The organism is Streptosporangium sp. NPDC050855, assembly GCF_044456585.1.
In the GTDB taxonomy this organism is placed as follows: Bacteria; Actinomycetota; Actinomycetes; order Streptosporangiales; family Streptosporangiaceae; genus Streptosporangium; species Streptosporangium longisporum.
Window position 1 is genome coordinate 135,220 of sequence record NZ_JBITFY010000017.1, and the last position, 26,428, is coordinate 161,647.

Sequence of the window (26,428 nt, forward strand, 5' to 3'; positions counted from 1 at the left end):
CGGGGCCTCCCCGGGCGGGAGGATCACTCCAAAAGTGGCACGGCCCCCTTCAGGGACTCAACCGCCCTTTCACCTCGGTATCCCCAGCTGTTCCGCCGGTTGCCAAAGACCGGTACAAGGCACCCCCGGGTACGCGTACGGCCGCGGTCAGGCCAGGCAGGTCAGCGGCCTGCCGCCGTTGTAGTCGATCATCTCCAGCACGGCGGTGACCACGTCGATCGGCTCACCCGCGGGCAGGCCGTCCAGCTCCGCGTAGGCCCGGTGCAGGTTGCCGACGATGCGTTCGGGGTCGAGCAGCCCGGCGTACTCCCCGAGGTCGGTCTCGCGCGCGGTCTGCAACGGGGAGAGGCCGGCCTCGCGGCCGCGCCCGGCGGTGGCGAGCACGAACCGCAGGTAGTCCTGGACGGTGTCGACGACCTCGGGCCCGCACACGTCGCCGTGTCCCGGGACGATCGTCTCGGCGCCCAGTTCCCTGAGCCGGTCCAGTGCCTCGATCGCCCCCGTCACCGAGCCCATCATCACGAACGGGGTGCCGCCGTTGAACACCAGGTCGCCGGAGAACAGCAGCGACCGCTCGGGGATCCACACGATCGAGTCGTTGGTCGTGTGGGCGGGCAGGCCGATGTGCCGTACCTCGCAGCGCAGCTCGTCGGAGTACACGGTCACCCCGTCGGTGTAGGTGAGGAACGGCGGCCGGGCCTCCAGGGCTCCCCAGTCGACCTCGGTCCAGGCCATGGTCAGGTAGTCGGGGATCCCCTCGGCGAGGATCATCTCCCTGGTCCGCTCGTGCCCGACGACGGTCGCCTCGGGGAAGACGAAGTTCCCGAAGGTGTGGTCGCCGTGGTGGTGGGTGTTGATCAGCGTGGTGACGGGCCGGTCGGTGACGGCCGCGATGGCCTCGCGGTAGGCGAGCGTGCGGCGCTCGGTGGCGCAGGAGTCCACGCTGATCACCCCGCGGCGGCCGACCAGGAAGCCGGCGTTGTTGATCCACCAGCTCCCGTCCGGCTGCAGGTAGGCGTGGACGCCGTCGGCCACCTCCTCGACGCGCGCCGGGGGCAGGGGACGGTCGTGTCGCGATGAGCTCATGACCGACATTGTCGCCCCGCGCCCGGCGGCCGTCCCGGAGACCGGGCGCGGGAACGCCCCGGCCCCGCTCCCGGCCCCCGCCTGAGGGCCGAGCTCGGGCCGGGCTCAGGACAGCGGCAGCCACACCCGCATGCTCGACGGCCCGCGGTTGCCCCAGCGGTGGTACGGGACCAGCCGCAGGGTGACCTCCCGCCCGGCCGCGTCCGGGTGCCCGTCCCGGTAGGGCCAGGGGACGTCGCCGGCCGGTACCAGGCAGGCGCGGGCCTCCAGCTCGACGACCCCGTCCCGCTCCCGCTCGGCCGGGGGTTCGGGAAGGGCCTTGACCAGCGCCAGCGGCGGGTCGTCGGCGACCGACTCGGCGCAGTAGACGAGCGGGCCGCGCTCGACCGCGGCGCACCCGCGCACCGCGTCCACCCGCCGGTCGGGGAAGGTCCAGCGGGACGCCATCGGCAGGTCGAGCCGGATACGGTCGCCCGGTCGCCAGTCGGCCTCGGCCGTCACGTTGCCGGGCCCGGCCGGGCGGGTCGTGCCACCGTGGGTGAGGGTCGCGCCCTGGGCCCAGGAGGGCACGCGCAGGACGATCCGCCCGGGGCGGCCCTCGACGACGTGCGCGGTCACCGTACCGGACCAGGGGTAGTCCGTCTCCAGCCGCAGGGTCAGGCCCCGGTGGCCGATCTCGGCGGGGGCGTAGTGGTGGACGTGCAGGGCGTCGCCGTCGGCGGCGGCCAGGTAGGCCGGGAGCGAGGCGAGGGTGCGGGCGATGTTGTTCGGGCAGCACGACACGTCGTACCAGGAGGAGCGCAGCCCCACCCCGGAGGTGTGGTCGACGACGCCCTCGCGCGGCTCGGGCGGGATGCGCATGTGCAGCGGGTTGGCGTAGAAGAACGAGCGCCCGTCCAGTGCCGGTGAGGTGGCGAGCACGTTGTACATGGTGCGTTCGGCGAGGTCGGCGTAGCGGGTCCGGCCGGTGGCCAGCAGCAGCCGGTGCGAGAGCATGATCGAGGCGATGCCGGCGCAGGTCTCGGAGTAGGCCCGGTCGGCCGGGAGCTCGAAGTCCTCGCCGAAGGCCTCGTCGGAGTGGCGCGAGCCCATCCCGCCGGTCAGGTGGGTGCGCCGGGCGACCGTGTTCTCCCACTGCTCCTCGATCGCGTGCAGCAGTTCCCCGTCGCCGGTCTCGACGGCCACGTCCACCGCGCCGCAGGCCAGGTACAGGGCCCGTACGGCGTGCCCGCGCAGCACGCGCGCCCGGCGTACCGGCATGTCGTCCTGGAAGTACGCGCGTCCCAGATGGATCGGTCCCAGGGCGGGCAGGCCGCGTCGCTCGACGAGGCGGCGGGCCATCTCCAGGTAGCGCTCGGTCCCGGTGGCCCGGTACAGCTCGACCAGCGCCATCTCCACCTCGGGGTGGCCGCAGGTCTCGGTGGTCTCCATGAAGCGGTCGCAGAGGTGGTCGGCGGCCCGGCGGGCGACCTTGGTGAGCTCGTCCTCGCCGTGCGCGCGCAGCCGGGCGACCCCGGCCTGGATGAGGTGGCCGTAGCAGTACAGCTCGTGTCCCCATTCGAGGTCGCTGTAGCGCTCGGAGTTCCAGCGGGTGTTGAGGTAGCCGTCGTCCTCCTGCGCCGCGGCGACGGTCGCGGCCAGCTCGGGCAGCCCGGGGTGGCCGGACCAGGCCATCGCCTCCAGCAGCTTGTACGCCTCGGAGTCGCTGAACTCCCTGCCGCGGCGGGGACGCTCGCCGCGGAAGTTGCCGATCCAGCCCTCCCGCTCCATCCACTCCAGGCAGTGGCCGATGATGACCTCGCGGTTGAGGGCCGCCCGGTCGCCCCAGAAACCCGGGGCGAGGCGTACGGCGTCGAGGCCGAGGGGGGACAGCACCCCTGCGGAGGGGGTGACGGGACTAACCACGCAGGGCTCCTGACATGAATCCGCGCACGTAGTGGCGCTGGAGGACGACGAAGAGGATCAGGCAGGGCACGGCCATGACCATGACGCCGGCCTGCAGCATGCCGTAGTCGATGGCCCCGAAGGTGCGCTGGGTCATGCTGACCACGGCCACCGGGAGGGTGAAGTTCGCCCCGTCGTTGAGCAGGATGAGCGGTGCGAAGAAGTCGTTCCAGGAGGCGAGGAAGGCGAAGAGGGCGACGGTGACCAGGGCGGGCCGCACGGCGTGCAGCAGGATGCGCCAGAAGGCGCGGAAGGTGCCGCAGCCGTCGACGAGGGCGGCCTCCTCCAGCTCGCGGGGGATCGCCTCGAAGGCGTTGCGCATCATGAACAGCGCGAACGGCAGCTGGAACATCACGAACACCAGGGAGAGGCCCACCAGGGAGTTCTGCAGCCCGATGCGGCCGAGCAGGACGTACAGCGGGATCAGGATGGTCGCGTACGGCACCATCAGGATGGCCAGGGTGACGAGGAAGAGCAGGTTCTTGCCGGGGAAGTCGAAGCGGGCGAAGGCGTAGCCGCCCAGCGCGGAGACCGTCAGCGTGCCCGCGACGGTCATCGCCGACACCAGCACGCTGTTGACGAGGTAGACGTCCACGCCCTCGCCGAAGCGGGCCATCTCGGCGTAGTTGCCCGCTCCCCCGTCGAAGGAGGACCAGCCGCTCCACACCAGCGGGAACAGGAAGAGCACCGCCAGCGCCAACATCGTGGTGTAGTAGGTCGTCCTCACCGGGTCCTCACCGCCTCGCGCGCGTCGTTCCCGCGTCCGCACCGCCTCACGTGGACCTCCTGAACACCCGCATCTGTACGGTGTTGAGCGCGACCAGGGCGACCAGCAGCACGACCGAGAGCGCCGCGGCGCCGCCCAGGTCGAAGCGGAAGAACGCGTCGCGGTAGATGACCATGACCATGGAGACGGTGCTGTTGTCCGGCCCGCCGTTGGTGAAGATGAAGAACTGGTCGAACGCGAGCAGGGAGCCGGTGACGCTGAGGATGAGCATCAGCGCCAGCGTGGGACGCAGCAGCGGAAGCGTGATCTTCGTGAAGATCTGCCACCGGTTCGCGCCGTCGGACCGGGCCGCCTCGTAGACCTCCACCGGGATCGACTGCAGGCCGGTGAGCAGGATGAGCATGTTGAACCCGGCGAAGCGCCACAGCACCAGCGCGATCGTGGAGAACAGCGCCATGTCCGGGGTGCCGGTCCACTTCACCGGCTCGTCGGTGATCCCCAGGGCCCGCAGCAGGGGGTCGACCGGCCCGAAGTCGTTGTTGAGCATGCCGTAGAACAGCAGGGCCGCCGTGGCGAAGCCGACCGCGCCGGGCAGGAAGAACGCGGTGCGGAAGAAGCCCACGCCGGGCCTGCGCTCCTGCACCAGCAGGGCCAGGCCGAGCGCGGCGGCCGACAGCAGCACGGTGACGACGGCGGTGTACTTCAGCGTGAAGAGCACCGCGTCGAGGAAGAGCGGGTTGTCGGCGATCTTGAGGTAGTTGCCCGGCGCGTTGAACGTGGCCTGGCCGAGCAGCGGCCAGCGGTTCAGCGACATCCAGACGACGAGCACCAGCGGTGCCACGAAGAGGGTGACGACGATGACGGCGGCCGGGGCGGCGTACAGCCAGCCCTGGGCCCGCCGTCCGCGCCACCGCGGGGGCGGCGCCGGGACGGATCCCCGCGCCACCCTCCGCCGCGTTCCGGTCAGTGTCATGTTCACTGCTGCAGCGACTTGGTGATCTCGGCGTTGAGCCGGGTGACGTTGCCGGGGTCGCCGAACAGCGCCTCGCGGGCCAGGCGCAGCCAGGGCCCCTGCGGGTCGTTGAAGGTCTGCCCGAAGCGCGGCGCGTACGGTGTCCGCCCCTTGGCGACCATGGAGTTGATCAGCACCACGCGCGGGTCCTCGGCCGAGTACTCGTTGTTCGACAGGTCGGTGCGCGCGAGCACGTCCTTGTTCTTGGCCATGATCTCGACCTGCGCCTCGTCGGAGACCGTCCAGGACAGGAACTCCCAGGCCGCGTCGGCCTTCTCGGTGGTGGAGGAGATGCCGACCGAGTCGCCGCCCACGAAGGTGGACTCGCCGCCGTCGGGCCCGGCGATCGGCGCGACGCCGACCTTCATGTCGGCGGGCATCGAGCCGAGCGTGGTCGAGGGCATCGGCATGACGCCGATCTCGCCCTTGGGGAAGAAGCCGGTCCAGGTGGGCCCCTGCTCCTCCTTGGTCGTCGGGCCGGTCACGCCCTTGTCGTGCAGTTCCTTGTAGATCGCGAAGACGTCGGTCATCGGTGGCCTGTCGTTGAGCGAGGCGGTGCCCTCGGGGTTCATCACCTGGCCTCCGGCGGCCCAGACCGAGGGCCAGAAGGTGAAGACGTAGCACCCGCCGCAGTTGCCGCCGAAGAAGGTGCCGTGCACCTTGCCGTCCTTGCCGAGCTTCTCGTCGATCGTGGTGGCGTGCTCGGCGAACTCCTTCAGCGTGGTGGGGCCCTTCTCCGGGTCCAGGCCGGCCTTCTCGTACAGGTCCTTGTTCCAGAACCAGACCGACAGGTCCAGCGTGTGCGGAAGGGTGTACCGGCGTCCCTCCTGCGTGCCGAGCTTCATGTGGCTGGGCGCCAGGGAGTCCTTGTACGGCAGGGCGGCGATCCGGTCGGTGATGTCGAGGAAGAGCCCCTGGGAGGTGTAGTTGGGGACGAAGATCACGTCCGCGGCGAACACGTCCGGCAGCTGCCCGGCCCCGGCCGCCGCCGCGATGCGCGGCTGGTAGTTGTCGGTGGGGACGACGGTCAGCTTCACCTGGTTCCTGTGGCCGCTGTTGTAGGCCTTGACCAGGCGCTCGCTCTGCGCCTGCGTCGCGGCACGGGTCCACATGGTGATCGTGACCGGTTCCGCCGAGGCGGGCGCGGCCTTCCCGGTCCCGCTCCCCCCGCAGGCGATCATGGGGGCTAGCGCCAGCAGGATGGCTGCGGCGCCGACGACGCGTGCGCGTGGCTGCATGGTCCTCTCCTCTTCCGGCATCCCCCGCGACGCACGAAATAGAAATAAAAGGTTTTCGGAAACGTAAAAGAAACACCGATGCGTGTCAACACCCCCCTGGCCGATCCGTCGACATGAGGTAATCTCGGGAGGTACCGCCGGACGGCCGGCCGGGGTCGCACGGGCAGGCGCAGCGAAAAGGATTTCGTCACGATGACGGGCAGGCGGTCACGTTCGGTGACCATAAGTGACGTGGCCTCGCTGGCCGGGGTGTCGATCGCCACCGTGTCCAAGGCCCTCAACGGCAGGGACAACGTCCGCCCCGACACCCGCAGGCGGGTGCTGGAGGCGGCCGAGCAGCTCTCCTTCCGGCCCAACGCGCTGGCCAGGAACCTGCTGACCGGGCAGAGCCGCACGGTCGGCCTGCTCACCAGCGACAGCGTGGGACGGTTCGGCATCCCGGTCCTGCTCGGCGCGGAGGACGCCTTCGGCGCCGGGGAGATGGCCGTGGTGCTGTGCGACGCGCGCGGCGACGCCATCCGCGAGCAGCACCACCTGCGGATGCTGCTCTCCCGCCGCGTCGACGGCCTGATCGTCGTGGGGGAGAGCACCGACCCGCGGCCCTCCATCAGCCGCGAGCTGCCGATCCCCGTGGTGTACGCCTACGGCCCGTCCGACGACCCGGGCGACGTGTCCTTCACGCCCGACGACGTGGGCGGCGCCGTGCTCGCCGTACGGCACCTGCTGGCCACCGGGCGGCGCAGGATCGCGCACGTCACCGGGCCCACGCACTACAAGGCCGCGGCCGACCGGGCCGAGGGGGTGCGCCGGGCGCTGGGCGAGGCCGGTCTCGAACAGGCCGGCGAGACCCTGTACGGCGCGTGGTCCCAGCGCTGGGGGCGGCAGGCCGCCGAGATGCTGCTGCTCACCCAGCCCGGCCTGGACGCGGTGTTCTGCGGCAGCGACCAGATCGCCGCCGGTTTCATGGAGATCGCGAGGGAACGCGGCCTGCGCCTGCCCTCGGACGTGGCGGTGATCGGCTACGACAACTGGGAGGTGCTCTCGGCAGAGACCAGGCCGTTGCTGACCAGCGTGGACCCGAACCTGGAGCGGCTGGGGCACACGGCCGCGCAGCACCTGTTCGCCGCCATCGACGGCCGGGCGGCCCCGGGCGTGCACTCCATGCCGTGCCGCCTGGTGATCCGGGAGTCCACCGCGCCGCCCGCCCCCGCCTGAACCGTCGCCGGGGATCGGTGGTGTTCGCGGAAACCCCGGCCGGGCGTGTCCGCACGACCGGGGTTCCGCTGCCGTGACGGCGGCCCGCGTTCTCAGTGATCAGCCGGCTCGGTGTTTCCCGACCGGACCGGCGGATCAGTCGTTGCTGATGTAGCCCGCGTTCCCGCTGCCGCAGCTCGACAGTTCCATCCTGTAGCGGCCGTACAGGCCACCGATGTATCCACCGGCCTCGTCGAACGCGCCCAGATCTCCGCTGCCCACGATGGCCTTGCTCGCCACGTCACGAACGACCCAGTGACATCCACGCCCCAGGCTGAACACGCTCCACGCGATGTCGTGACGCCTGCTGTTCGCATTCAGCTCGCCCGTGTTGCACGACGTCTTCCAGGCTATCTGGCACGTCGCGGACGCCGCCGATGCGGGCGGTGCCACGAACGTCATGCCCGCCGTCATGCCCGCCGCCGCGACCAGGGCCGTGAGCAACCGGCGCGTTCCTCTGCTCTCTCGCATCACACCGTTCCCGTTCTCCTTGTTGCCGATATCCGGTTCTCCTGCCGACGTGTGCAGCCGTATCCGGCTCGGCGACATGACTCGCGGCCTCCGACCGCGCGGACGACGCCGCGTGGCCACCCGCCGGGCGCCCTCCGCCCGCGCCGTACCGGAGCCGCACGGCCCGCCGGGTCGTCGAGTCGGCCCCCGGTGAGACACACCGTGGTGCACACCTTCGAAGTTCCGGCGAATGACGCCGTGATCAGTAATAGACCCGGGGGCTGGTGTACACGCCGTGCGGGTTGTAGTTGATGTCGTAGACATGGACGACGGTGACGACGGAGCCGTTCTTCCACGGCTGCGAGGCGATGTTGATCCCCGATGACAGCGGGTTGAAGCGGCCCGTGTGGTTGAGCCGCGTCAGACTGGTCGACCTCGAACCGTGAGTGGTGGTCTGGATCTCCATCCAGTAGTAGTAGCGGCTGGTGTCCAGCGAGGCGTTCATGTAGAAGTCGCCGTACACGTAGTTCCCGGTGCGAGAGGCGCAGGAGCTGATGGGATACGCCCCGGTGCATCCGAGTACGCCGGTGGCCTGAGCGGTTCCGCCGGTCACGAGCACGGTGCAGAACAGTGAGAGTACGGCCATTCCCCGCATGATTCTTCCGAGCACTCTTTTCCTTTCCTTGAACCATCGGATCAGCGTTCCGGTCGGCACCGGCCCCTGTTGTCACCCTCCGCCGTACACGCGGGATTTCTCCAGAGGTGCTGGAGGGGGTGAGACCACCGGCGCCTTCCTTGTGCAATGACATGTGTAGTTGCTCCTGAGTTGTGAGGCTTCGGAGCGAGCGGGGCACAATCAACACCGCACAACCGTCGCGCTTCTCCCGGAGGTGGGCATGCCGCGTCCCGAGCGTCCGGTGGACCCGGAAGAGGGCGCTGTTCAACGGTTCGCGTGGGAACTCCGACAGTTGCGGCAGAACGCCGGCAACCCGGGTTACCGGAACCTGGCGCGACGCGCGCACTACTCCGCCGGCACCCTCGCGCAGGCCGCCCGGGGCGAGAAACTGCCGAGTCTGGCGGTGACGTTGGCCTACGTCCGGGCGTGCGGCGGTGACACCGCGGAATGGGAGACGCGCTGGCGCCGCATCGCGGAGGAGGTGCGCGCCTCACCCGCGGACGCCGGTGACGACGAGGGCGGCGAAACACCGTACCTGGGACTGGCGGCCTTCCAGGAAGAGGACGCGGAGCGTTTCCACGGCCGTGAAGGGATCGTCGACGAGCTCATCGCTCGGCTGGCCCGGCAACGTTTCCTCGCGGTGTTCGGAGCGTCCGGGGTGGGAAAGTCGTCGTTGTTGCGTGCCGGCCTGATCCCCAGGGCCCGCGCTTGCGAGTCGGCGGACGGCGGGGGATGGCGGCCGGTACTGATGACTCCTGGAGCGCATCCGCTGAGGGAGTATGCGACCCGGCTCGCCACCGCGAACGGCACATCACCTGATGAGCTGTACGCCGCGCTTCTGGACGATCCGTCCTGCCTGCCCGGCATGCTCGGACGGGTCTCGCCCCGTCAGCCGGTCGGCGGGACGCTCCTCCTCGTGATCGACCAGTTCGAGGAGGTATTCACCCTCTGTCACGACACACGGGAACGCGGCCGGTTCATCGCCGCCCTGTCGGCCCATGCCGGAAGGGCCGATGACCGGACACGGGTGGTGCTCGGCGTACGCGCCGACTTCTACGCCCACTGCGCCGATCATCCCGTGCTCGCGGCGGCGCTCACCGACGCGCAGATGCTCATCGCCCCCATGGCGACCGAGGAACTGCGACAGGCCGTCACGCAACCCGCCCGCGACGCCGGCTGCACCGTCGAAGGTGCCCTGCTCGCCGCGATCATCGCTGACACCGCCGGCCGGCCGGGGTCCCTGCCACTCCTCTCCCACGCCCTGGTGGAGACCTGGCACCGCCGCCGGGGCAACACCCTCACCCTCGCCGGATACCGGGCGGCCGGCGGTATCCACGGCGCCCTGGTGAAGACCGCCGAGACGCTGTACGCCACGCTCACCCCCGCGCAGCGATCCTGCGCCAGGAACCTGCTCATCCGGCTGACCGCGCTGGGAGAGGGCACCGGTGACACGGCACGCCGAATCACCCGTGGCGAACTGGACGCCGACAACCCCGATACCCGCGCCGTCCTCGACCTGTTCGCCGAGGCCCGGCTGATCACTCTCGGCGACGACACGGTGGAGATCGCCCACGAGACGCTGATCCGCGCCTGGCCTCGCCTGCGCCAGTGGCTGACGGCCGACCGGGAGGGCCTGCGCGTGCACCGCCAGCTCACCGAGGCCGCCCGGACGTGGGAGGCACTCGACCACGATCCCGGGGCGCTGTACCGGGGCGCCCGGCTGGCCATCGCCCGCGAGTGGGTCACGCACGACGGCCGCCGCGACACGTTGAACAGGGTGGAACGTGTTTTTCTGGACACCTCTATCCGGTCAGAGGACGCCGAACGTACCAGGATCGTCCGCCGCGGCCGCCAGCTGCGCCGCCTGGCGCTCGGCCTGGCGTTCCTGTTGCTCGCCACCACCGGTACCGGCGTCGTGGCGGTCCGGCAGTGGCACGACGCCGAACACGCCCACCAGGTCGCGCTCTCACGCCAGCTCGCCGCCCAGACGCTCACCCTCGCCGACTCCGAACCCGGCACCGCCATGTTGCTGGCCGCGGAGGCATTCGCCAGCGCACCGACGGCCGAGGCACGCGGTGCCCTGCTGAGCATCTCCTCCTCCCAGGCCCACAGCGGTGTGCTCACCGGCCACACCGGCGCCGTCTCCCAGGTGCTCTTCGCTCCCGACGGTCACAGGCTCTTCAGCGTCGGCAGGGACAGGACGGTGGCGCTGTGGGACGTCCGTCGCGGAGCTCGGCTGGCTACACTGCCCGGCCATGACACGTGGCTGAAGGCCGCGGCCCTCAGCCCGGACGGTGGGGTGCTGGCCACCGGCGGGGACGACGGTCGTCTGGTGCTCTGGGACGCGACCGGACGCGCACGGGTCGCCACCCTCACCGGGCACACCGGGCCGATCAGGGAGATCGCCTTCAGTCACGACGGCCGCACGGTGGCCACCGCCAGCGACGACCGAACCGTCATCCTGTGGGACGCCGTACGGCACACCCGCCTGACCACGCTGACCGGGCACACCGCGAAGGTGCGCGGCGTGGCCTTCAGCCCCGACGGCCGCACCCTCGCCACCGCCGGTGACGACAAACTGGTGATCCTGTGGGACCGCGAGCGGCGTGTCCGGCTGGCCACCCTCACCGGGCACAGCGAGACCGCCAGCGCCGTGGCCTTCAGCCCCGACGGCCGCACCCTCGCCACCGCGGGCGGCGACACGACCGTGATCCTGTGGGAGGTCGCTCCACGCACCCGCGTGGCGACTCTCACCCACCGGCGGCCAGGACAGGTCATCGCCCTCAGGTTCAGCCCTGACGGCCGTACCCTCGCCACTTCGGGCCACGATCCGGCGATCCTGCTGTGGGACGTCGAGCGCCGCGTCCTGCGCGGGCGTCTCACCGGGCATCACAACAATGTCTACACGCTCGATTTCAATCCCCGCACATCCATGCTGGCCTCGGCGGGAGAGGACGGGACGATCATCTTGTGGGACACCGCGCGGGCCTCCCTCGCGGGTCATGCCGCAGAGGTCAACGACGTCGCCTTCAGCCCCGACGGCCGTCTCCTGGCCACGGCCAGCGCGGACCGGATAATGGTGTGGAGGACCGGGGACCGGACCTTGCACACCGTTCACACCGCCGGCTTCCCGCGGGTGAACGCCCTCGCCTTCAGCCCCGACGGCCGCATCCTCGCCACCGCGGCCGGAGTGATCGAACCGTCCTCGGGGAAACCGGAGGGCACCGTCACCCTGTGGACCCTGGGGAGGAAGACCTCCACCAGGCTCGCCGGGCACGCCGGTGCCGTGCTGGACGTCGCCTTCAGCCCCGACGGCCGCGTCCTCGCCACCGCCAGCGCCGACAGGACCGTGATGCTGTGGGACGTGGCCCGGCGCACCCGCCTTGCCACCCTTACCGGCCACGACCTGCCCGTCAACGGCGTGGCCTTCAGCCCCGACGGCCGCGTTCTCGCCACCGCCGGCCACGACCCGGCCGTGATGCTCTGGAACGTCGCGACCCGCAAACCGCTGGCCGCGCCGCTGTCGGGTCACACCGGATGGGTCAGAACCGTGGCCTTCAGCCCCGACGGCCGCGTCCTCGCCACCGCCGGCGCCGACAGGACCGTGATGCTGTGGGACGTGGCCCGGCGCACCCGCCTTGCCACCCTCACCGGCCACGCCGACGCCATCACCACAGGCGTCGCCTTCAGCCCCGACGGCCGCACCCTGGCCTTCGCCGACGGCGACCACACCGTCACCTTGTGGGACATCCGCCACGGTGTGCACACGGCCCGCCTCACCGGTCATACTCAGCCGATCCACTCGATCGCCTTCAGCCCCGACGGCCGCAGCCTCGCCACCGCGGGCGCCGATCACAACGTGTCGCTCTGGAGCACCGACCCCGGGCAGGCGGTCACCCGTGTCTGCCGCATCCTTGCCCGGGACCTCACCGCGGAGGAGTGGCAACGGTATGTCCCAGGGATGCCCTATCGAAGGACGTGCCGCCGCCTCGATGAGACAGAACCGTCCCGCCTTCACGCCCCGAGGGTCAGCCCCGTGTGAACCACCGCCCGGATCGCCCTGCCCGTCTCACCCGGTCCCGGCGGAGCACGACCGGGTCCGCGCCGATGGCCTGTGCTCGCGCCCGGACACACGCCGGCCGGCCCGGACGCGAAGGTCCGGACCGGTCGGCGGCGGTGCGATGTCCGTACGCGGTGCGATGTGGGTCAGAGGCCGTAGCGGCTCTTGAGGTGCCGCCACCAGTCGCGGAACATCCAGGCGTCGAACTCGGTGATCCGGCTCGCGCTTCCCGCCTTCATCAGGAAGCCGCCGACGCCGGTGGGCGTCCAGTCGTAGAAGTCGTCCAGGCCGAAGCTGTGCCCTATCTCGTGGAGCAGGATGTGCATGTCGGGGGCGTCGATGTTGTTCACGAAGTACTCGCTGCCGAGACGCTGGCCCCAGTCACCGCCCGCTCCCCCGCCCATGCCCGCGGTGAGCCACAGGGACATGTCGTAGTGGCGCGCGGCCCCGCCCGGGCAGTTGGGGTACTGGCCGTTCTGGTTGAAGAACCGGCCGCAGGCCGGGGCGCACTGGGGGGCGTTCTCCCGGATGTCGTTGACGTAGACGTCCACGGAGTTGTCGCTCCACTGCAGGGTGGCGCGGTCGCGTACCGCCCAGCCGACCACCTTGACCGGGACCTCCGTGTACGGCCAGCCGTTGTGGCCGACCATCAGGTCCATCCACTTCTTGAACTGCCGGGCGAGCGAGGCGTGGATCCGGTCGCGCAGGGCGGCCGAGACCGGCGCCGAGGAGTCCCAGCGCACGCAGTAGTTGATGCTCCCGCGGTTGGCCATGATCTGGTCCCAGCCGTAGTTGCGGAACACGGTGGGGCCGGGGTTGTAGGTGCTCTCGACGTGCCGCCAGACCTGGTCGAGCGGGGTGACCAGGTTGGCGGGCGGGTTCCAGCCGGTGGTGCCGCCGCCGTTGCCCGGCGACTCGGTGGAGTACGCCTTCACCTCCAGCAGGCCGACCGAGGCCGCGCCGCTCTGCAGCACCACGCGCAGCCGGGAGGAGGAGACGCTGTTGAAGACGACCTTGTTGTAGGCGTTGACGGCCGTGGGGTAGCCGCTCGCACCGGCGACGTCGGCGTAGGCGCTGCCGTTCCAGTACTGCAGCCTCCATGAGGCGGGCACCCGCACGCCGCCGTTGTCGTCGAAGAAGTACACCTGCGCCGAGCGCAGCGTCTGGGGCCGGCTCCAGGTCAGCTCGGCCCACTGGGTGCCGGTCTCGGGCCAGGTGCCCCAGCGCGGGTTGGCGGTGTCGTTGGAGCTCGGGGGGTCGATGTCATCCTTGATCGCCGCGATGCTCTCCCAGGAGGAGGTGTAGGAGGCGCTCGCCGTGGCGGAGACCGCCAGGTTGCCGTCTCCGGGTGCCGCGGCCAGGGCGGTGTCGGCCGGGGACATCAGCAGGCCGAGGATCAGGGCGGGCACGGCCGCCGTCCACCATCGTCTTCCCATGTGTGCGAACCTCCGTGGGGGGTCGGGTCTCGAACGCCGGGAGTGCGCGTCGTCCTCGTCACCTTTCCCGTTGGCGCCGACAGGATTTGTTAGCGATAACAGAAACCCTTTACGCAACGGTCAGAGGGGTGGAAGTCCTCGTTGGGTGACAAGGTTTCCCAGAGTGTTGGGGATGCGAAAAACCCTGTCAAGCCCGCACCCGCGCGGCCGTCCGTCCCCCGCGGGCTCGCGCGGCCCGGCCCGGTCCGGGACTCCGCGCCGCGGGGCCGTTCCCGCGCGTGCGGTGGAACGTGCCCGCGGGGGTCTCCCGCGGGCGGCCGGGTGACGGTCGCGCGGCGCTCACCTCCCCCGAGGCGGGGGGCGCGCCGGGGGGGGGGGGGGGGGACGGGGGGGGGGGGGGGGGGGGGGGGGGGGGGGGGGGGGGGGGGGGGCGGGCGGCGCCCCCCCCCCCCGGGGGGGGCCCGCGGGGGGGGGGGGGGGGGCGCCGGGGGGGGCCCCCCGGGGGGGCCCCCCCCCGGGGGGCCCCACGCCGGGCGTCCCGCGGGTCCCCGGGACCGGGGACCGATGAAACTTTCACGCCGAGGGGGCCGTGCCTCCCATGATCACGGAGGGTGCCGATCCTCCCCGCGGTCGCGGGGCGGGACGGCCTCCCCGTGACCGCGGAGGAGGCCGGCCCCCTCGCGACGGGCGGCCCTGTGACCACGGAGGGTGCCGGTCCTCCGCGATCACAGGGCAGGGGTCAGTTCCTCGTGATCACGAAGCTGGACCCCGGTTCCCTCACGATGTCGCCGTCGGCCGAGCCGCTGATCGTGACGTTCGTCAGCGTCGCGTTGCCGCGGGCGCCGCCCATGGCCAGGATCCCGGCGCCGTTGTTGGACTTGGTGATCCTCACGTTGGTGATCGCGACGTTCGGCATGTTGCCGCCGCCGGTCTTGAACTGGATGCCGTCGTAGGTCGAGTCGTGGATGTCGGTGTCGCGGATGGTGACGCCGGTGATGTCCCTGGTCGACGGGAACAGCGTGATGGCGCCGAACTCCTGGTCCTCGTTCCAGAAGGCGCCGCCGGTGCGGTAGAGCCCGTTGCCGGCGAGCAGCGTGGTCCCCGAGAAGGGCAGGGGGCTGTGGTCGGTCGCCAGCATGATGCCCGGGTAGTTCATGGTGTCGTAGATGAGGTTGTTCTCGGCGGAGTTGTCGTACCCGCCGTAGATGGCGATGCCGTTCGCCCGCCAGGGCAGCTGGATGGTGTTGTTGACGAAGTGGTTGTCGTGGGTGTTGTCGACGACCTGGTCCTTCACGGCCTGGTTGGCCCAGATCGCCAGGGCGTCGTCGCCGGTGGTGCGGAACGAGGAGTTGAACACCTTCGAGTTGCGCGTGCCGTTGGTGAAGTTGATGCCGTCGGCGTAGGTGTTGCGGATGCGCATGCCGCTGAACAGCAGGTTGTCGCCGGGGCCCCACAGGGCCGGGATGTTGTCGTAGTCGCGGCCGACCCAGGCGCCCACGTTGGCGTGCTCGATCCACACGTTGGTGATCTTCGTGTTCTCGCCGAACCGGCCGTTCAGGCCCACCCCTCCCTCGTCGTTGCCGTCCCCGCCGCGGATGCGGCCCGAGCCGAAGATGGCGATGTCGGAGATCTGGGTGTTGCTGTCGATGTCGAAGCCGAAGTTGCCCTCGTGCGGGTGGTTGATGCCGCCCACCACGTCCTGCGGCTCGGTCAGCGTGTACAGCTGGGAGTGCCACATGCCCGCGCCGCGGATGGTGACGTTCCTGATGCCCACCTGGTTCCACTGACCCCGGTTCAGCGGGTCGTCGGTGAGGATCTTCTGCTCCTGGCGCCACTGCCCCGCCGGGATCCACACGCAGCCGATGACGCCGTTCTGGTCGTCGGTCACCGCCCGCTGCAGGGCGGCCGTGTCGTCGAGCCCGTCGTTGGGGACCGCGCCGTAGGCGGTGATCGAGGTGCACCCGGCCGGCTGGCTGGTGGGCGGCGCCACCTGCTCCAGGTCGATCAGGTCGATGACGTAGAACGAGGCCGTGTCGCTCGCGTCACGCTGCAGCCGGAACTTCGTGCCCGCGGGGTAGGTCTGCGACAGCAGCGCGTTGGACTCGTCGAACAGCCGCCGCGCGTCGGCCTGGGGGGTGTTCGTCAGCGCCTCGGGGCCGTCGGTGTTGCCGTACAGCCAGCTGTGGCGCGAGGAGAGGGTCAGCTTCCTGGCGAAGGTGCCGTTGATGTAGAGGCTGATGCTGGCGTCGATGCCGCCGCCGTTCGGGGCGTCGGGGATGGAGTTGCGCACCACGATCGAGTTGGACGGCGCGGTCGAGGTGAACTCGACGAACTGCCCGGTGCTGTTCAGCCGTACCGACTTGCGGCCCGAGGACTCGGTGGCGAAGTTGGTGTGCCCGAAGGTGCGCAGCGGGTCGGTCTCCAGCAGCGTGCCCTGGTAGACGGCGGACTCGGCCTCGTACTCCGTCCACGGGACCGCGGCGCCGCGCCCGACCACGATGGCCTGCGAGAACGTGTTGTTGGTCTCGTTGGTCTCGGTGACGGTGTTCGTCGCGTCGGCGGTCGCGGTGAGCGTGGCGCCCCCGCTGACCGCGGTCCAGCTGCCGCTGACGGCCACATTGGCGGTCGTGCCCGCGGCGATCGACGGGGTCGTGGTGTTGAGCGTGGTGCCGCCCGCCGTCAGGCGGGTGACCGTGGCCGCGCCCGTGGCGGCGCTGCCGCGGTTCCGCACCGCCACGGTGAACGTGACGGACGCTCCGACGGCCGGGTTCGCCGGGTTGGAGGTGATGCCCAGCACCTGCAGGTCCGGGCCGGGGGCCTCGGTGACCACCAGCGGTGAGGACGCGACCAGGGTGTTGTTGTCCTCGTTCCGCTCGGCGACCGTGTCGTCGGCGTCCACCCTGGCGCCGACCGTGTAGCTGCCCGCGCCACGGGTGCCGATGACGTGGGTCACCGTGGCGCTGGCGCCCGCGGCCAGGGCGGGGACGGCGGCGGTGCCGGCCTGCGTGCCGGCGAGGGAGAGGGTGACGCTGTCCGCCGGGGAGGCCGCGTTGCCCGCGTTCCTGACCGTGGCCGAGAGCGTGATCGCGCTGGTCTCGGTCGGTGAGGACGGCGTCCACGACAGGTTCGTGACCGTGAGGTCGGGACCCGGCGCGGGGACGCCGAGCACCTGGAACTCGGCGACCTGCCCGCCGGGTGCGCCGCTGTTGGCGGTGAACCTCAGCTGGACGTCGGCGACGTTCGCGGACACGTCGATCCGCACCGTGTTGCCCGAGGCCGGGTTGAAGGTGTGGTTGGCCGCCGACACCAGGTTCTGGTAGGTGGTGGCGTTCCGCGCGCGGCCCAGGACCTGGATGTTCTGCGTGCGGGTGCCCCAGGAGGGGTCGGGGTTGAGCCTGACGACCACCGCGTTGACGGAGGCGTCGGCGCCGAGCCTGACGGTCAGCGTGTTCGGGAACGCCCCGGAGTTCGCCTCCCAGTAGGTGGCCGGGTTGCCGTCGTTGGCGTTGGCGGCGACGAACGAGTGCACGTGCCCGGAGGCGGTGATCTCCTTGCCGAGCGCCAGGTTCGTCCCGGGGTCGCCGGTGCCGGTGCGGGTCACGGCGTTGCTGTCGGCCGAGCGGTTGCCCGCCGCGTCCCTGGCGCGCACCGTGTACGTCACGGTCGCCGACGCGGGCTGGGTGTCGGTGTAGGTCAGCACGGCGCCGACGCTGCCCCGCAGCTGCCCGTTCGCGTAGACGTCGTAGCCGGTGACGCCCACGTTGTCGGTCGAGGCGTTCCAGGTGAGCCTGATCTGACCGGCGGCCGGCTGGGTGAGGGCGAGGTTGCCCGGGGCCGACGGGTTCTGGGTGTCGCCGCCTCCGGCGGCGCCGTAGATCTCGAACTCGGAGATCTGCGCGGCGGGCCAGCCGGTGTTGGCGGTGACGTTGACGCGCCAGTACCGGTGGGTCGCGGCGGCGAAACCGATCGTGACCGTGTTGCCGGTGGCCGGGTCGAACGTGTGGTTCGCCGAGGCCACGACCGTGCTGTAGGCGGAGCCGTCGGAGCTCCCCTGGATCGAGAGCGTCTGGGTGCGGGTCTGCCAGACGGCCGGCGCGGGCACCTTCAGGACGATCCGGTCGACGCTCGTGGCCGCGCCCAGGTCGATCCGCGCCCACCCGGGGAAGCTGTTGTTGGCGCTCTCCCAGTAGGTGGACTGGTCGCCGTCGTTGACGGCCGACACCTCGTGGCCGGCCGTGGCGCTGGAGGCCTGGGTCGCCTTGCCCGGCGACAGGTTGGGGCCGGCCGCGGCGGAGGCCGGGACGGCCGCCCCCATCACCAGCAGCCCGGTGGCGACCATGGCCGCCACCAGCCGTAACGGTCCGTACGGCTTTCTCATTCGCGTTCCTCTGTCTCTCGTCATGCACGACGGGGTCGGGGCGTGAAGGCATGCGCCTTCACCGCTCACGGATGGGGGGCAGGTGCACGGCTGCGGCGCGTTCCTGAGGAATTGCGAGGAGAGTAAAAAAGACTGCATGCTTTTGTATGATTTTTGCTTAGCTTTGGCCAAGGGTTACATACGTGCTACGGGCGCGTCAACGGCCGGGAAACCTCTTTTCACACCCCCGCGCACGGCCCCCACACTCGGGCCCCAGGCCGCCGCACCCGAGCCGCCAGGCTGGCGCGTCCGGACCGCCAGGCCGCCGCACCGACGGAGGGCGCACCGGAATCCGGGCCGGCGGCACGGCACCGGCCCGGTGATGATCGGGGGTGACTACGAGGACGAGACGTCGATCACGCGGTCGCGCAACCATCGGTGAGCCGGGTCCGCGTCGAGCCGGATGTGCCACATCAGCGACACCGTCACCTCGGGAGCGCGGAAGGGCAGCTCGAAGGAGCACATCCCTCGCCGCAGGCCGGCGGTCTGACGCTCCGGAACGGTGGCGACCAGGTCCGAGGCCTCCGCCAGCGCCAGCGCGGCGCCGAAGCCGTCCACGACCGTGACGACCTCCCGCTCGTGGCCTGTCGCGCGAAAGGCCTCGTCCACCAGCCCCTCCGTCAGGCCGCGCCGCGAGACGTGCACGTGCCGCGAGGAGGCGTACCGGGCCGCGGTCACCTTTCCGGTGCTCAGCGGGTGCTCGTTTCGCACCACCCCGATGAAGCGGTCGTTGAACAGGGGCTCGCCCAGCACGTCGGGAGGCAGGGCGTTCTCGATGACGCCCGTCTCGAGGTCGACCATGCCCTCCCGCAGGGGAGCGATGTCCTTTGTGGTCTTCCGCAGGAACCGCAGCCGCACGCCGGGTGCCTCGCGGCCGATCTCCGCCACCAACGCGGGTCCGAACCTCTCCACGAACCCGTCGCTGCCGCGCAACGCGAACGTCCGCTCCAGCGTCGCCAGGTCGAGCCTCTCGGCCGGCCGGAGGACGGCCTCGGCCTCCTGGACGAGGGCACGCACCCGCTCGCGCAGCTCCAGGGCGCGGGGCGTGGGCACCAGCCCTCGACCGGCTCGTACCAGCAGCGGGTCGCCCGTGGCCCGCCGTAACCGCGCGAGCGCACGACTCATCGCGGACGGACTGAGCGCGAGCCGCTGCCCCGCCCGCGTCACGCTGCCCTCCTCGAGCAGGACGTCGAGGGTGACCAGCAGGTTGAGATCGGGACGGACCATGTGCGAAGGATCTCACGACCCAGCCATGACATGGCGTTTCACGCACAGATGGCTTTCCGATATTGCGCCTTCCGCCATGTCGAGGCAAAACCTAGGTTCGGTTACGACCCCATCGCGCCATCGACCTCGAAAAGAGCCGTCATCGTGAGAGCAGCAACCGAACCCGAGCCCGAGCAGGCACCGCCCGCACGCCGTCCGCCCCTGATCCGGGCACTCGCCGCCCTGTCACTTTCGATGCTCCTGCCCTCGCTCGGCACCGGCATCGCCAACGTCGCCCTGCCGGCCGTCGCCGTGGCCTTCGGCGCCGCCTTCAACGACGTCCAGTGGGTCGTGATCGCCTATCTCCTGGCCGTCATGACCCTGATCGTCGGAGCCGGCCGGCTCGGCGACCTCGCCGGCCGGCGTCGCGTCCTGCTGGGCGGCATCGCCGTGTTCACGCTCGCGACGCTGCTGAGCGGTCTCGCCCCGAACCTTCCGATCCTGGTCGCCGCCCGGGCGCTCCAGGGAGCCGGCGCCGCGTGCATGATGGCGCTGACCATGGCCGTCGTCGGCGAGACGGTGCCCGCGAACCGCACAGGCAGGGTGATGGGGCTGCTCGGAACGATGTCGGCGGTAGGCACGGCGCTGGGCCCCGGCCTCGGTGGCGTCCTGATCACGGTCTTCGGCTGGCGCGCCGTCTTCCTCGCCGTCGTGCCGCTCGGCCTGATCGCGCTCGCGCTCGCCTTCTGGACGCTGCCGGGCTCCACGCCGGCGGTGACCTTCGCAGGCGGGCGGTTCGACGGCGTGGGCACCGCCCTGCTGGCGATCACGCTGGGGACCTACGCGCTGGCCATGACGATCGAGGGGAACTCCTTCGGCCCGCTCACCGTCGGGCTGCTCCTCGCCTCGGGGGCGGGCCTTGCCCTGTTCGTCGTCGTCGAGCAGCGGGTCTCGTCCCCGCTGCTCACCCTGTCGATGTTCCGCGACCCCGTCCTCGTCGCCGGGCTGACGACGAGCGCTCTGGTCTCGACCGTCATGATGACCACTCTCGTCGTGGGGCCCTTCCATCTGGCCTGGGCGCTCGGCCTCGACTCGGCCCTCGTCGGCCTGGTGATGTCGGCGGGCCCCGCCGTGGCCGCCCTGACCGGCCTCCCGGCGGGCCGCGCCACCGACCGTTTCGGGTCCGGGACCGTGGTGGTGGCCGGGCTCGCCGGCATCATCGGCGGCGCCGTGGCACTCTCCTTGACGCCCGCGTCCGCCGGGGTCGTCGGGTATGTCCTGCCCCTGGTCGTGGTCACCGCCGGTTACGCGCTGTTCCAGGCGGCCAACAACACCGCGGTGATGAAGGACGTCTCTTCGGGTCGGCGTGGCCTGCTGTCGGGCACGCTCAACCTCTCCCGCAACCTCGGCCTGATGACCGGCGCGTCGGTCATGGGAGCCGTCTTCGCCTTCGCCGCGGGCGACGTCGGCACCGCCACGCCGGCGGAGGTGGCTCGCGGAACGCACTGGACCTTCGCCGTCGCGGCCCTCCTCGTGACCTTCGGGCTGGTCGTGGTCCTGATTCTCCGGCCGCGCCCCGGCTCTCACCCGGCCACGGCGCCGACGCCCCTTCGCGGTGGCCTCGGCTGACGACGGACCGGGCCCATGACAGGGCGTGGCATCGGGATCGGGATCGGGATCGGCCGGGAGGGGGTCAGGAGTGGGAGCGTTCGTCCACCACCTGCACCAGCTTGCCGGTGCGCGGATTCGTCACCAGCTCGGACGGGCGCACCCATTCGACCGACAGGGGGTGGATGAAACCCTCGTCCGCGTGGTCGGGGTACAGCGGGCGGGCCTCGTGGACGGCGTCGACGAGCCTGCGGGTCAGCTCCGCCGGGGGTTCCCCGGCGCAGGCGTGGGCGAGCCGCAGCACCAGGCCGTCCTTGCCGTCCCAGCGGCGCTGCACCAGCTGCACCCCGGACACGACCCGGTCCGGGTCGGCCGAGGCGAGCGCCGCGCGGACGTCCTCGGTCCTCATCGTCACCATCGCCACCCGGGCTCCCTCGATCGCCCTGCCGACCAGCCGGAACCGGCGGAGGTCGTCGCCGGCCCACTCGGCCAGGTCCCCGACCGGGTACCGGATGATCGGCATCAGGGTCCGGAACAGGTTGGTGACCACCACCCGGCCCGGTACGCCGGGCACGGTGATCGGCTCGCCGGTCACCTCGTCGACCAGCTCCACGATCGTGCGGTCGGGGAACGCCTCGTGGACCCGCGGGTCGTCGCCGGGCACCGGCCCGCCGATCAGCCCGCCGTCCACCGACGCGTACCCGAGCGAGGCGATCGCGGCTTTGGGAAAGGCCCTGGTCAGCTGGGGCCGCAGGTCGTCGAAGAGGAGGTCGCCGGCGAACAGCAGCAGCTCCACCGTGTCGGCCGCCTGCCCCCGGGCGCTCACCACCTCGGCCACCGCGCCGAGCTTCATCGGCGGGCCCGCCAGCACGTTGACGCCGAAGACGGTGATCAGGTCGGCGACGTACTCGTTCGTCGTGGCGCCGCCGACGGGCAGCCGCACGTTCTCCACCGGGGCGTGGTGCAGGGCGTTCTCGATGTAGAGGAACCCCCCGTACAGTTCCCCGGCGAAGAACAGGTTCGCCACCCGGTGCCCCGGCCTCAGACCGGCCCTGACCATGCCGGCCCCGAACGCGGTCACCGAGTCCGCGTGCTCGGTGCGGGTCCAGGGGGAGAACTTCGGCGCCCCGGTGGTGCCGCCGGAGGTGTACACGCCGGCGTCAGTCAGCGGCCCGGTCAGCAGCCGGTTGTCCGGCCACGTGTTCGCGGCCCAGAACTCCGTCTGGTCGATGATCGGCAGCTGGGTGAGGTCGGAGACGACGTCCGGGACGTCACGGTACAGCTCCGCGTAGAACGGGGAGTTCCTGCGGGCGAAGTCGACCAGGACGTGCAATGGCTTAGCGGGCATGTGTCGTTCCTTGTCTAGTCGGTACGTCGCACCGCGGAGCGGGGTGCGGGCGGCGCGGGGCGACGGCCGCCCTCATCGCGGCGTCCTCGCGGGCGTGCCGGAGACCATCACGCTCTGCCCGCGGAACTCGGCGACGACCTCACCCGAGGCGCGCCGCACGGTCACGTCGTACACGCCGCCCCTGCCGTGGCGGACGCGCTCCACCGCCTCGGCCACCAGCTGGTCGCCGGCGGCGGCCGGGCGCAGGAACGTCACCTGCGCGCTGTGCGCCAGCGTGACCGGGCCATGGGTGTTGCACGCGTAGGAGAACGCGGCGTCGGCGAGGAGGAAGAGATACCCGCCGTGGGCGATCCCGTGCCCGTTCATCATGTCCTCGGAGACGCGCATCCGCAGCCGTGCCCGTCCCGTGGTGATCTCCTCGATGACGATGCCGAGCGACCGGCAGGCCGGGTCCTCCTCGTAGGCGGTCCGGGGCGGGTCCTGTTCCGCGCTCATGCCTGCCTCACCGTCGGCCCGGTGCCCGCGATCCAGGTCCTGGCCAGGGCCTGGACGGCCGACCCGTCCCCGTCGGCGAGCTTGTGCGCCAGATAACCGGCCACCCGGTCACTGGTCGGGATGCGGAACGGCGGTTCCTCCGCGGTCAGCGCGCCCACCACCACCTCGGCCACCTCCCACTTCGACTGGCCTCCTCCCCAGCCCTGACCGGCCAGCCGGTCGATGTAGCCGGAGAACGTCCGCGCGTACGGCCCGGAGGCGGCCTGGATCGTCTGCCGGTTGATGTCGGGGAAGTAGCCGAACCGGGTGTCGTGCACGAAGCCGGGCACGACCACGCAGACCTTGACACCGTGCTCGGCCGCGACCGGCGCGAGGCTCTCCATGAAGCCCTCGACGGCGAACTTCGCCGCCGCGTACGCCTCGTTGAAGGGCTGGCCGACGACCCCGTGCACGCTGCCGACGCTCAGCAGGCGGCCCCCGGCGGCGCGCAGCAGCGGCATCGCGGCGCGGCTCACGGCGACGACCCCGAAGAAGTTCACCTCCAGGTTGGCCCGCAGGGCCTCCGTCGTCGACATCTCCATCGTGGGGTCGAAGTTGGAGATCCCGGCGTTGTTGACCACCGCGTCCAGTCCCCCGTACGCCTCCCGCACGCCCCGCAGGCAGGTGGCGACGGACTCCTCGTCGGTGACGTCGAGGCGGCGGACGTCCAGCGTGACCCCGGCCCGGCCGGCCTCCTCCAGCAGCTCGCGCGTCCTGTCCGGGTCGCGCACCGTGGCCACCACGGAGAACCCCGCCCTGGCCGCGGTGACCGCGGTCGCCAGGCCGATGCCCGACGACGTCCCCGTGATCAGCACCGTCCCGCGCCGCGCCGTCATGACGTGCTCTCCGAGGGTTCCGGCTCGGCCCGCCGTTCGGCCTGGTCGAGCAGCGGCTGGATCCTCGTCGCCGGCAGGAACGACAGGGCGGCCAGCAGCGTGCCGGCGACCATGACCGTCCTGGTCGCGCCGAGCACGCCGAGGTCGTCGGTCAGCAGGGTGACCGCCAGGCCGCCGAGGAAGGCGGCCAGCGGGATCACCCCCCAGGTGGCGGTGCGGAAGGCCGCGTGCGTCACCCCCTGGTTCTCCGCCGCCATCCGCGACTGCCGGATCGGGGCGCTGCAGACGTTGATGCACGACATGAAGAAGCCGTAGAACCCGATGGTCACGCCGATCACGAGCGCGGGCGGCAGCGCGGGCGCGGCGAGGACGCCCACGCCGACCAGGCAGTGCAGCAGGAGCGCCCACGCCATGGTCCGCCCGAGGCCCAGCCTGCCGGCGATCCTGGGCGCGGCGACCGCGCCGAGCACCGCGCCGACCGCGGCTGCGGACATCACCGCCCCGAACACGCCGACCGAGACGCCCAGGCCCTGGTAGGCGAGCACCGGCAGGACCGTGACGAAGACGGGCCCGCCCGAGTTCAGGATCACGGCGGCGACGATCACCCGGCGCAGGACCGGGTCGGCCCAGTTCAGCCGGAACCCCAGGGACAGCCGCGACAGCACCGACCCCTGCTGGGCCGTCCTGGTCCCCCACGGCCGCATGGAGCGCAGGCAGAGGGCGGAGACCAGGTAGGTCGCCGCGTCCACGAGCAACGCGGCCACCCCGAGCGCGTGGTACAGCCCCGCGGCCACCGAGGGGCCCGCCACCTCCGACACCGTCCTGCTGCCCTCCAGGCGCGAGTACGCCCCGACCAGCCGGTCCTGCGGCACCGTGGCGGGCACGGCCACCAGGTACCCGACGTTGAAGAAGATCGTGGCGCCGCTGATCAGCGCCACGCAGGCGAACAGCACCGGCGTCGACAGCACCCCCCACCAGTACGTCACGGGGATGGCGATCACCGCCGCCAGCCTCACCAGGTCGCACATCACCAGGGTCAGGCGCTGGTCCCACCGGTCGACCAGCACGCCGGCGACCGGTCCCAGCAGGGGGATGCCGAGGTACTGGGCCATGGCCACCACGCCCACCTCGAACGGCGAGGCGTCCAACGCGAAGATCATCAGGGCGGGCACCACGAACACCGTGATCCGGTCCCCGAGGAGGCTCACCGTCTGGCCGCCCCAGAGCAGGTTGAACTCCCGGCCCGTGGAACCCGGAGAGCCCGTGGACGCCGGGGAGCCCGCGGAGCCCGCGGAGCCCGCGGAGCCCGGGGAGCCCGCGGAGCCCGTCGGCCTCATGGCTCCTCCCGTACGACGAAGGCCGCGGTCTTCCCGGTGCGATCGTTGCTGACCAGCGCGTCGACGACCTCCACCCGGAACGACCCGGGGTCGTGCTGGAACGCCGTGCTGATCGTGAACGTCGAGGACATCAGGTCCGCGCGCAGCCGTTCCGCCAGGTCCGGCGGCGCGTCCCGGTCGGTGAGCAGCAGCACGTCCACCGTGGACACCCGGCCCCGCCGCTCGGTGATCAGGACCTGCGCCCGTGAGACCCCGGGCTCCCGCTCGGCCCGCTCGACGACGTCGTTCACGTGCAGCCCCAGCCCGCGCACCTGCACCACCGAGTCGCGGCGGCCCAGGATCCGCACCGCCCTGTCCTCGCCGCCGCACTCGCACGTCACGAACCGGCCCGCGTCACCGGTCCGGTACCGCAGCACCGGGTTGAGCATGTCCGGGTTCAGGGTGGTGAAGTCCAGCAGCTCGTCCGCGTCCACGTGCACCAGCTGGTCCGGCAGGAGGTGGAAGACGTCCGGCGGGCACCGCGGGGTGTTGGTGCCGGCGACCCAGGTCTCGGTGCTGCCGAACATGCCCCAGCGGCGCGCCAGCGGCGCGACCTCGGCGATGTCCTCGTCGAGCTGCGGGTGCCACGCCTCCCCGAGCCAGAGCACCTTGCGCAGCGCGGGAAGGGTCGTCCCGGCCGCCCGGGCGTGCGCGAACCACAGGCGCAGCACGCTCGGCGTGCCGCCGATGGCGGTCACGCCCCTGGCGGCGAAGAACCCCAGCCAGTCGCCGTACTCCTCCCTGCCGACCGAGCCCAGCGCGATGACGTCGCACCCGGACAGGTCGGCGAAGGCGGCGGCCAGGAAGTGGGCGCCCCACATGCGGCCCGCGCCCCAGGCGTTGACGAAGACGTCGTCCCGCTCCAGGGGGCGCCACCGCTCGTACACGCCGTCCATGTAGAAGCCGGTGGGGGCGTGGCCGACCTTGGGCGCGCCGGTGCTGCCGCCGCTCTGGAAGATCCAGGTGGCGCCGTGCCCGGCCTTCGGGCTCAGGTGCGCCAGGGCCACGTTCAGGTCGTCCTTCACCAGGACCGGCAGGGCGGCGACGTCCCCCAGCGTGAGCACCTTCTCGTGGCCCGCGTACCGCGGCGCGAGCTCCGGCACGCTCCGGAGGCGCTCCAGGGAACGGCGGGGAACGCCCAGGTGCGGCTCGGCCGCCTCGGGCGACAGCGAGAACGACGCGGCCGTGTCGCCGGGCGACGGCGAGAACGATTCGGTCAT

The 26,428-nt window shown here is 71.5% G+C and carries 18 protein-coding genes; 3 read left to right on the forward strand and 15 right to left on the reverse strand.

The features are described 5' to 3' along the window. Positions 1-147 precede the first annotated feature (147 nt). The 5 genes from ACIBCT_RS30080 to ACIBCT_RS30100 all read right to left on the reverse strand — a co-directional run bounded on the left by ACIBCT_RS30080 (position 148) and on the right by ACIBCT_RS30100 (position 6,007). A complete protein-coding gene (locus ACIBCT_RS30080) occupies positions 148-1,086 on the reverse strand; it encodes an MBL fold metallo-hydrolase (protein WP_399194244.1) in 939 nt (312 codons plus the stop codon). A gap of 105 nt (positions 1,087-1,191) precedes the next feature. Then, a complete protein-coding gene (locus tag ACIBCT_RS30085) occupies positions 1,192-2,991 on the reverse strand; it encodes a glycoside hydrolase family 127 protein (RefSeq protein ID WP_399194246.1) in 1,800 nt (599 codons plus the stop codon). Beyond that, positions 2,984-3,757 (reverse strand): carbohydrate ABC transporter permease, encoded by a 774-nt coding sequence (locus ACIBCT_RS30090; protein ID WP_399194248.1) that lies wholly within the window; start codon positions 3,755-3,757, stop codon positions 2,984-2,986. Before ACIBCT_RS30090 ends, ACIBCT_RS30085 begins: the two co-directional genes overlap by 8 nt. 46 nt (positions 3,758-3,803) lie before the next feature. Continuing rightward, positions 3,804-4,730: a carbohydrate ABC transporter permease gene (locus ACIBCT_RS30095; protein ID WP_399194250.1), complete on the reverse strand. Its 927-nt coding sequence runs from the start codon at positions 4,728-4,730 to the stop codon at positions 3,804-3,806. Positions 4,731-4,732: 2 nt separating this feature from the next. Beyond that, on the reverse strand, positions 4,733-6,007 hold the full coding sequence (locus ACIBCT_RS30100; protein WP_399194252.1) for an ABC transporter substrate-binding protein: 1,275 nt from the start codon (positions 6,005-6,007) through the stop codon (positions 4,733-4,735). A 216-nt stretch (positions 6,008-6,223) separates the two neighbouring features. On the opposite strand from ACIBCT_RS30100, the gene ACIBCT_RS30105 reads away from it, so the two are divergent. After that, positions 6,224-7,222: a LacI family DNA-binding transcriptional regulator gene (locus ACIBCT_RS30105; RefSeq protein ID WP_399194254.1), complete on the forward strand. Its 999-nt coding sequence runs from the start codon at positions 6,224-6,226 to the stop codon at positions 7,220-7,222. A 135-nt stretch (positions 7,223-7,357) separates the two neighbouring features. Here the strand turns inward: ACIBCT_RS30105 and ACIBCT_RS30110 are convergent, their stop codons facing one another. Together ACIBCT_RS30110 and ACIBCT_RS30115 are read right to left on the reverse strand one after the other, a co-directional pair. After that, positions 7,358-7,732: a hypothetical protein gene (locus ACIBCT_RS30110; RefSeq protein ID WP_399194256.1), complete on the reverse strand. Its 375-nt coding sequence runs from the start codon at positions 7,730-7,732 to the stop codon at positions 7,358-7,360. A gap of 241 nt (positions 7,733-7,973) precedes the next feature. Then, positions 7,974-8,357 carry a hypothetical protein gene (locus tag ACIBCT_RS30115; protein WP_399194258.1) on the reverse strand — a complete coding sequence of 128 codons (384 nt, stop codon included), beginning with the start codon at positions 8,355-8,357 and terminating at the stop codon, positions 7,974-7,976. A gap of 322 nt (positions 8,358-8,679) precedes the next feature. Between ACIBCT_RS30115 and ACIBCT_RS30120 the strand changes: the two genes are divergently transcribed. Beyond that, positions 8,680-12,429 carry a WD40 repeat domain-containing protein gene (locus ACIBCT_RS30120; protein ID WP_399194261.1) on the forward strand — a complete coding sequence of 1,250 codons (3,750 nt, stop codon included), beginning with the start codon at positions 8,680-8,682 and terminating at the stop codon, positions 12,427-12,429. Between the two features lie 164 nt (positions 12,430-12,593). Here the strand turns inward: ACIBCT_RS30120 and ACIBCT_RS30125 are convergent, their stop codons facing one another. From ACIBCT_RS30125 to ACIBCT_RS30135, 3 genes are all read right to left on the reverse strand, one after another. Further along, positions 12,594-13,883: a hypothetical protein gene (locus tag ACIBCT_RS30125; RefSeq protein WP_399194263.1), complete on the reverse strand. Its 1,290-nt coding sequence runs from the start codon at positions 13,881-13,883 to the stop codon at positions 12,594-12,596. A gap of 739 nt (positions 13,884-14,622) precedes the next feature. Next, a complete protein-coding gene (locus tag ACIBCT_RS30130) occupies positions 14,623-18,261 on the reverse strand; it encodes a CARDB domain-containing protein (protein ID WP_399194265.1) in 3,639 nt (1,212 codons plus the stop codon). 375 nt (positions 18,262-18,636) lie between these two features. Further along, positions 18,637-19,527 (reverse strand): LysR family transcriptional regulator, encoded by an 891-nt coding sequence (locus ACIBCT_RS30135; RefSeq protein WP_399194267.1) that lies wholly within the window; start codon positions 19,525-19,527, stop codon positions 18,637-18,639. Positions 19,528-19,671: 144 nt separating this feature from the next. Here ACIBCT_RS30135 and ACIBCT_RS30140 point away from each other — a divergent pair, with 144 nt between their 5' ends. Then, complete coding sequence (locus ACIBCT_RS30140; RefSeq protein WP_399194269.1) at positions 19,672-21,135, forward strand: MFS transporter; 1,464 nt, start codon at positions 19,672-19,674, stop codon at positions 21,133-21,135. Between the two features lie 64 nt (positions 21,136-21,199). Here the strand turns inward: ACIBCT_RS30140 and ACIBCT_RS30145 are convergent, their stop codons facing one another. The 5 genes from ACIBCT_RS30145 to ACIBCT_RS30165 form a co-directional block, all read right to left on the reverse strand. After that, complete coding sequence (locus tag ACIBCT_RS30145) at positions 21,200-22,462, reverse strand: hypothetical protein (protein WP_399194271.1); 1,263 nt, start codon at positions 22,460-22,462, stop codon at positions 21,200-21,202. 72 nt (positions 22,463-22,534) lie between these two features. Next, entirely contained in the window at positions 22,535-22,957 is a 423-nt protein-coding gene (gene paaI, locus ACIBCT_RS30150; protein WP_399194273.1) for a hydroxyphenylacetyl-CoA thioesterase PaaI, read from the reverse strand. Beyond that, complete coding sequence (locus tag ACIBCT_RS30155) at positions 22,954-23,832, reverse strand: SDR family NAD(P)-dependent oxidoreductase (RefSeq protein ID WP_399194275.1); 879 nt, start codon at positions 23,830-23,832, stop codon at positions 22,954-22,956. Before ACIBCT_RS30155 ends, paaI begins: the two co-directional genes overlap by 4 nt. Beyond that, positions 23,829-25,169 carry an MFS transporter gene (locus tag ACIBCT_RS30160; RefSeq protein ID WP_399194277.1) on the reverse strand — a complete coding sequence of 447 codons (1,341 nt, stop codon included), beginning with the start codon at positions 25,167-25,169 and terminating at the stop codon, positions 23,829-23,831. Before ACIBCT_RS30160 ends, ACIBCT_RS30155 begins: the two co-directional genes overlap by 4 nt. Next, positions 25,166-26,428, reverse strand: coding sequence for an AMP-binding protein (locus ACIBCT_RS30165; RefSeq protein ID WP_399194279.1), 1,263 nt, complete (start codon positions 26,426-26,428; stop codon positions 25,166-25,168). The genes ACIBCT_RS30160 and ACIBCT_RS30165 overlap by 4 nt, the downstream gene beginning before the upstream one ends.

What these genes read in the sequence shown, in the direction of transcription:
- ACIBCT_RS30165 (WP_399194279.1), bottom strand. Translation starts at nt 26,428, where the DNA reads ATGACCGAATCGTTCTCGCCGTCGCCCGGCGACACGGCCGCGTCGTTC.
- ACIBCT_RS30100 (WP_399194252.1), bottom strand. Translation starts at nt 6,007, where the DNA reads ATGCAGCCACGCGCACGCGTCGTCGGCGCCGCAGCCATCCTGCTGGCG.
- ACIBCT_RS30135 (WP_399194267.1), bottom strand. Translation starts at nt 19,527, where the DNA reads ATGGTCCGTCCCGATCTCAACCTGCTGGTCACCCTCGACGTCCTGCTC.
- ACIBCT_RS30125 (WP_399194263.1), bottom strand. Translation starts at nt 13,883, where the DNA reads ATGGGAAGACGATGGTGGACGGCGGCCGTGCCCGCCCTGATCCTCGGC.
- ACIBCT_RS30110 (WP_399194256.1), bottom strand. Translation starts at nt 7,732, where the DNA reads ATGCGAGAGAGCAGAGGAACGCGCCGGTTGCTCACGGCCCTGGTCGCG.
- ACIBCT_RS30155 (WP_399194275.1), bottom strand. Translation starts at nt 23,832, where the DNA reads ATGACGGCGCGGCGCGGGACGGTGCTGATCACGGGGACGTCGTCGGGC.
- ACIBCT_RS30115 (WP_399194258.1), bottom strand. Translation starts at nt 8,357, where the DNA reads ATGGCCGTACTCTCACTGTTCTGCACCGTGCTCGTGACCGGCGGAACC.
- ACIBCT_RS30160 (WP_399194277.1), bottom strand. Translation starts at nt 25,169, where the DNA reads ATGAGGCCGACGGGCTCCGCGGGCTCCCCGGGCTCCGCGGGCTCCGCG.
- paaI (WP_399194273.1), bottom strand. Translation starts at nt 22,957, where the DNA reads ATGAGCGCGGAACAGGACCCGCCCCGGACCGCCTACGAGGAGGACCCG.
- ACIBCT_RS30095 (WP_399194250.1), bottom strand. Translation starts at nt 4,730, where the DNA reads ATGACACTGACCGGAACGCGGCGGAGGGTGGCGCGGGGATCCGTCCCG.
- ACIBCT_RS30080 (WP_399194244.1), bottom strand. Translation starts at nt 1,086, where the DNA reads ATGAGCTCATCGCGACACGACCGTCCCCTGCCCCCGGCGCGCGTCGAG.
- ACIBCT_RS30130 (WP_399194265.1), bottom strand. Translation starts at nt 18,261, where the DNA reads ATGAGAAAGCCGTACGGACCGTTACGGCTGGTGGCGGCCATGGTCGCC.
- ACIBCT_RS30145 (WP_399194271.1), bottom strand. Translation starts at nt 22,462, where the DNA reads ATGCCCGCTAAGCCATTGCACGTCCTGGTCGACTTCGCCCGCAGGAAC.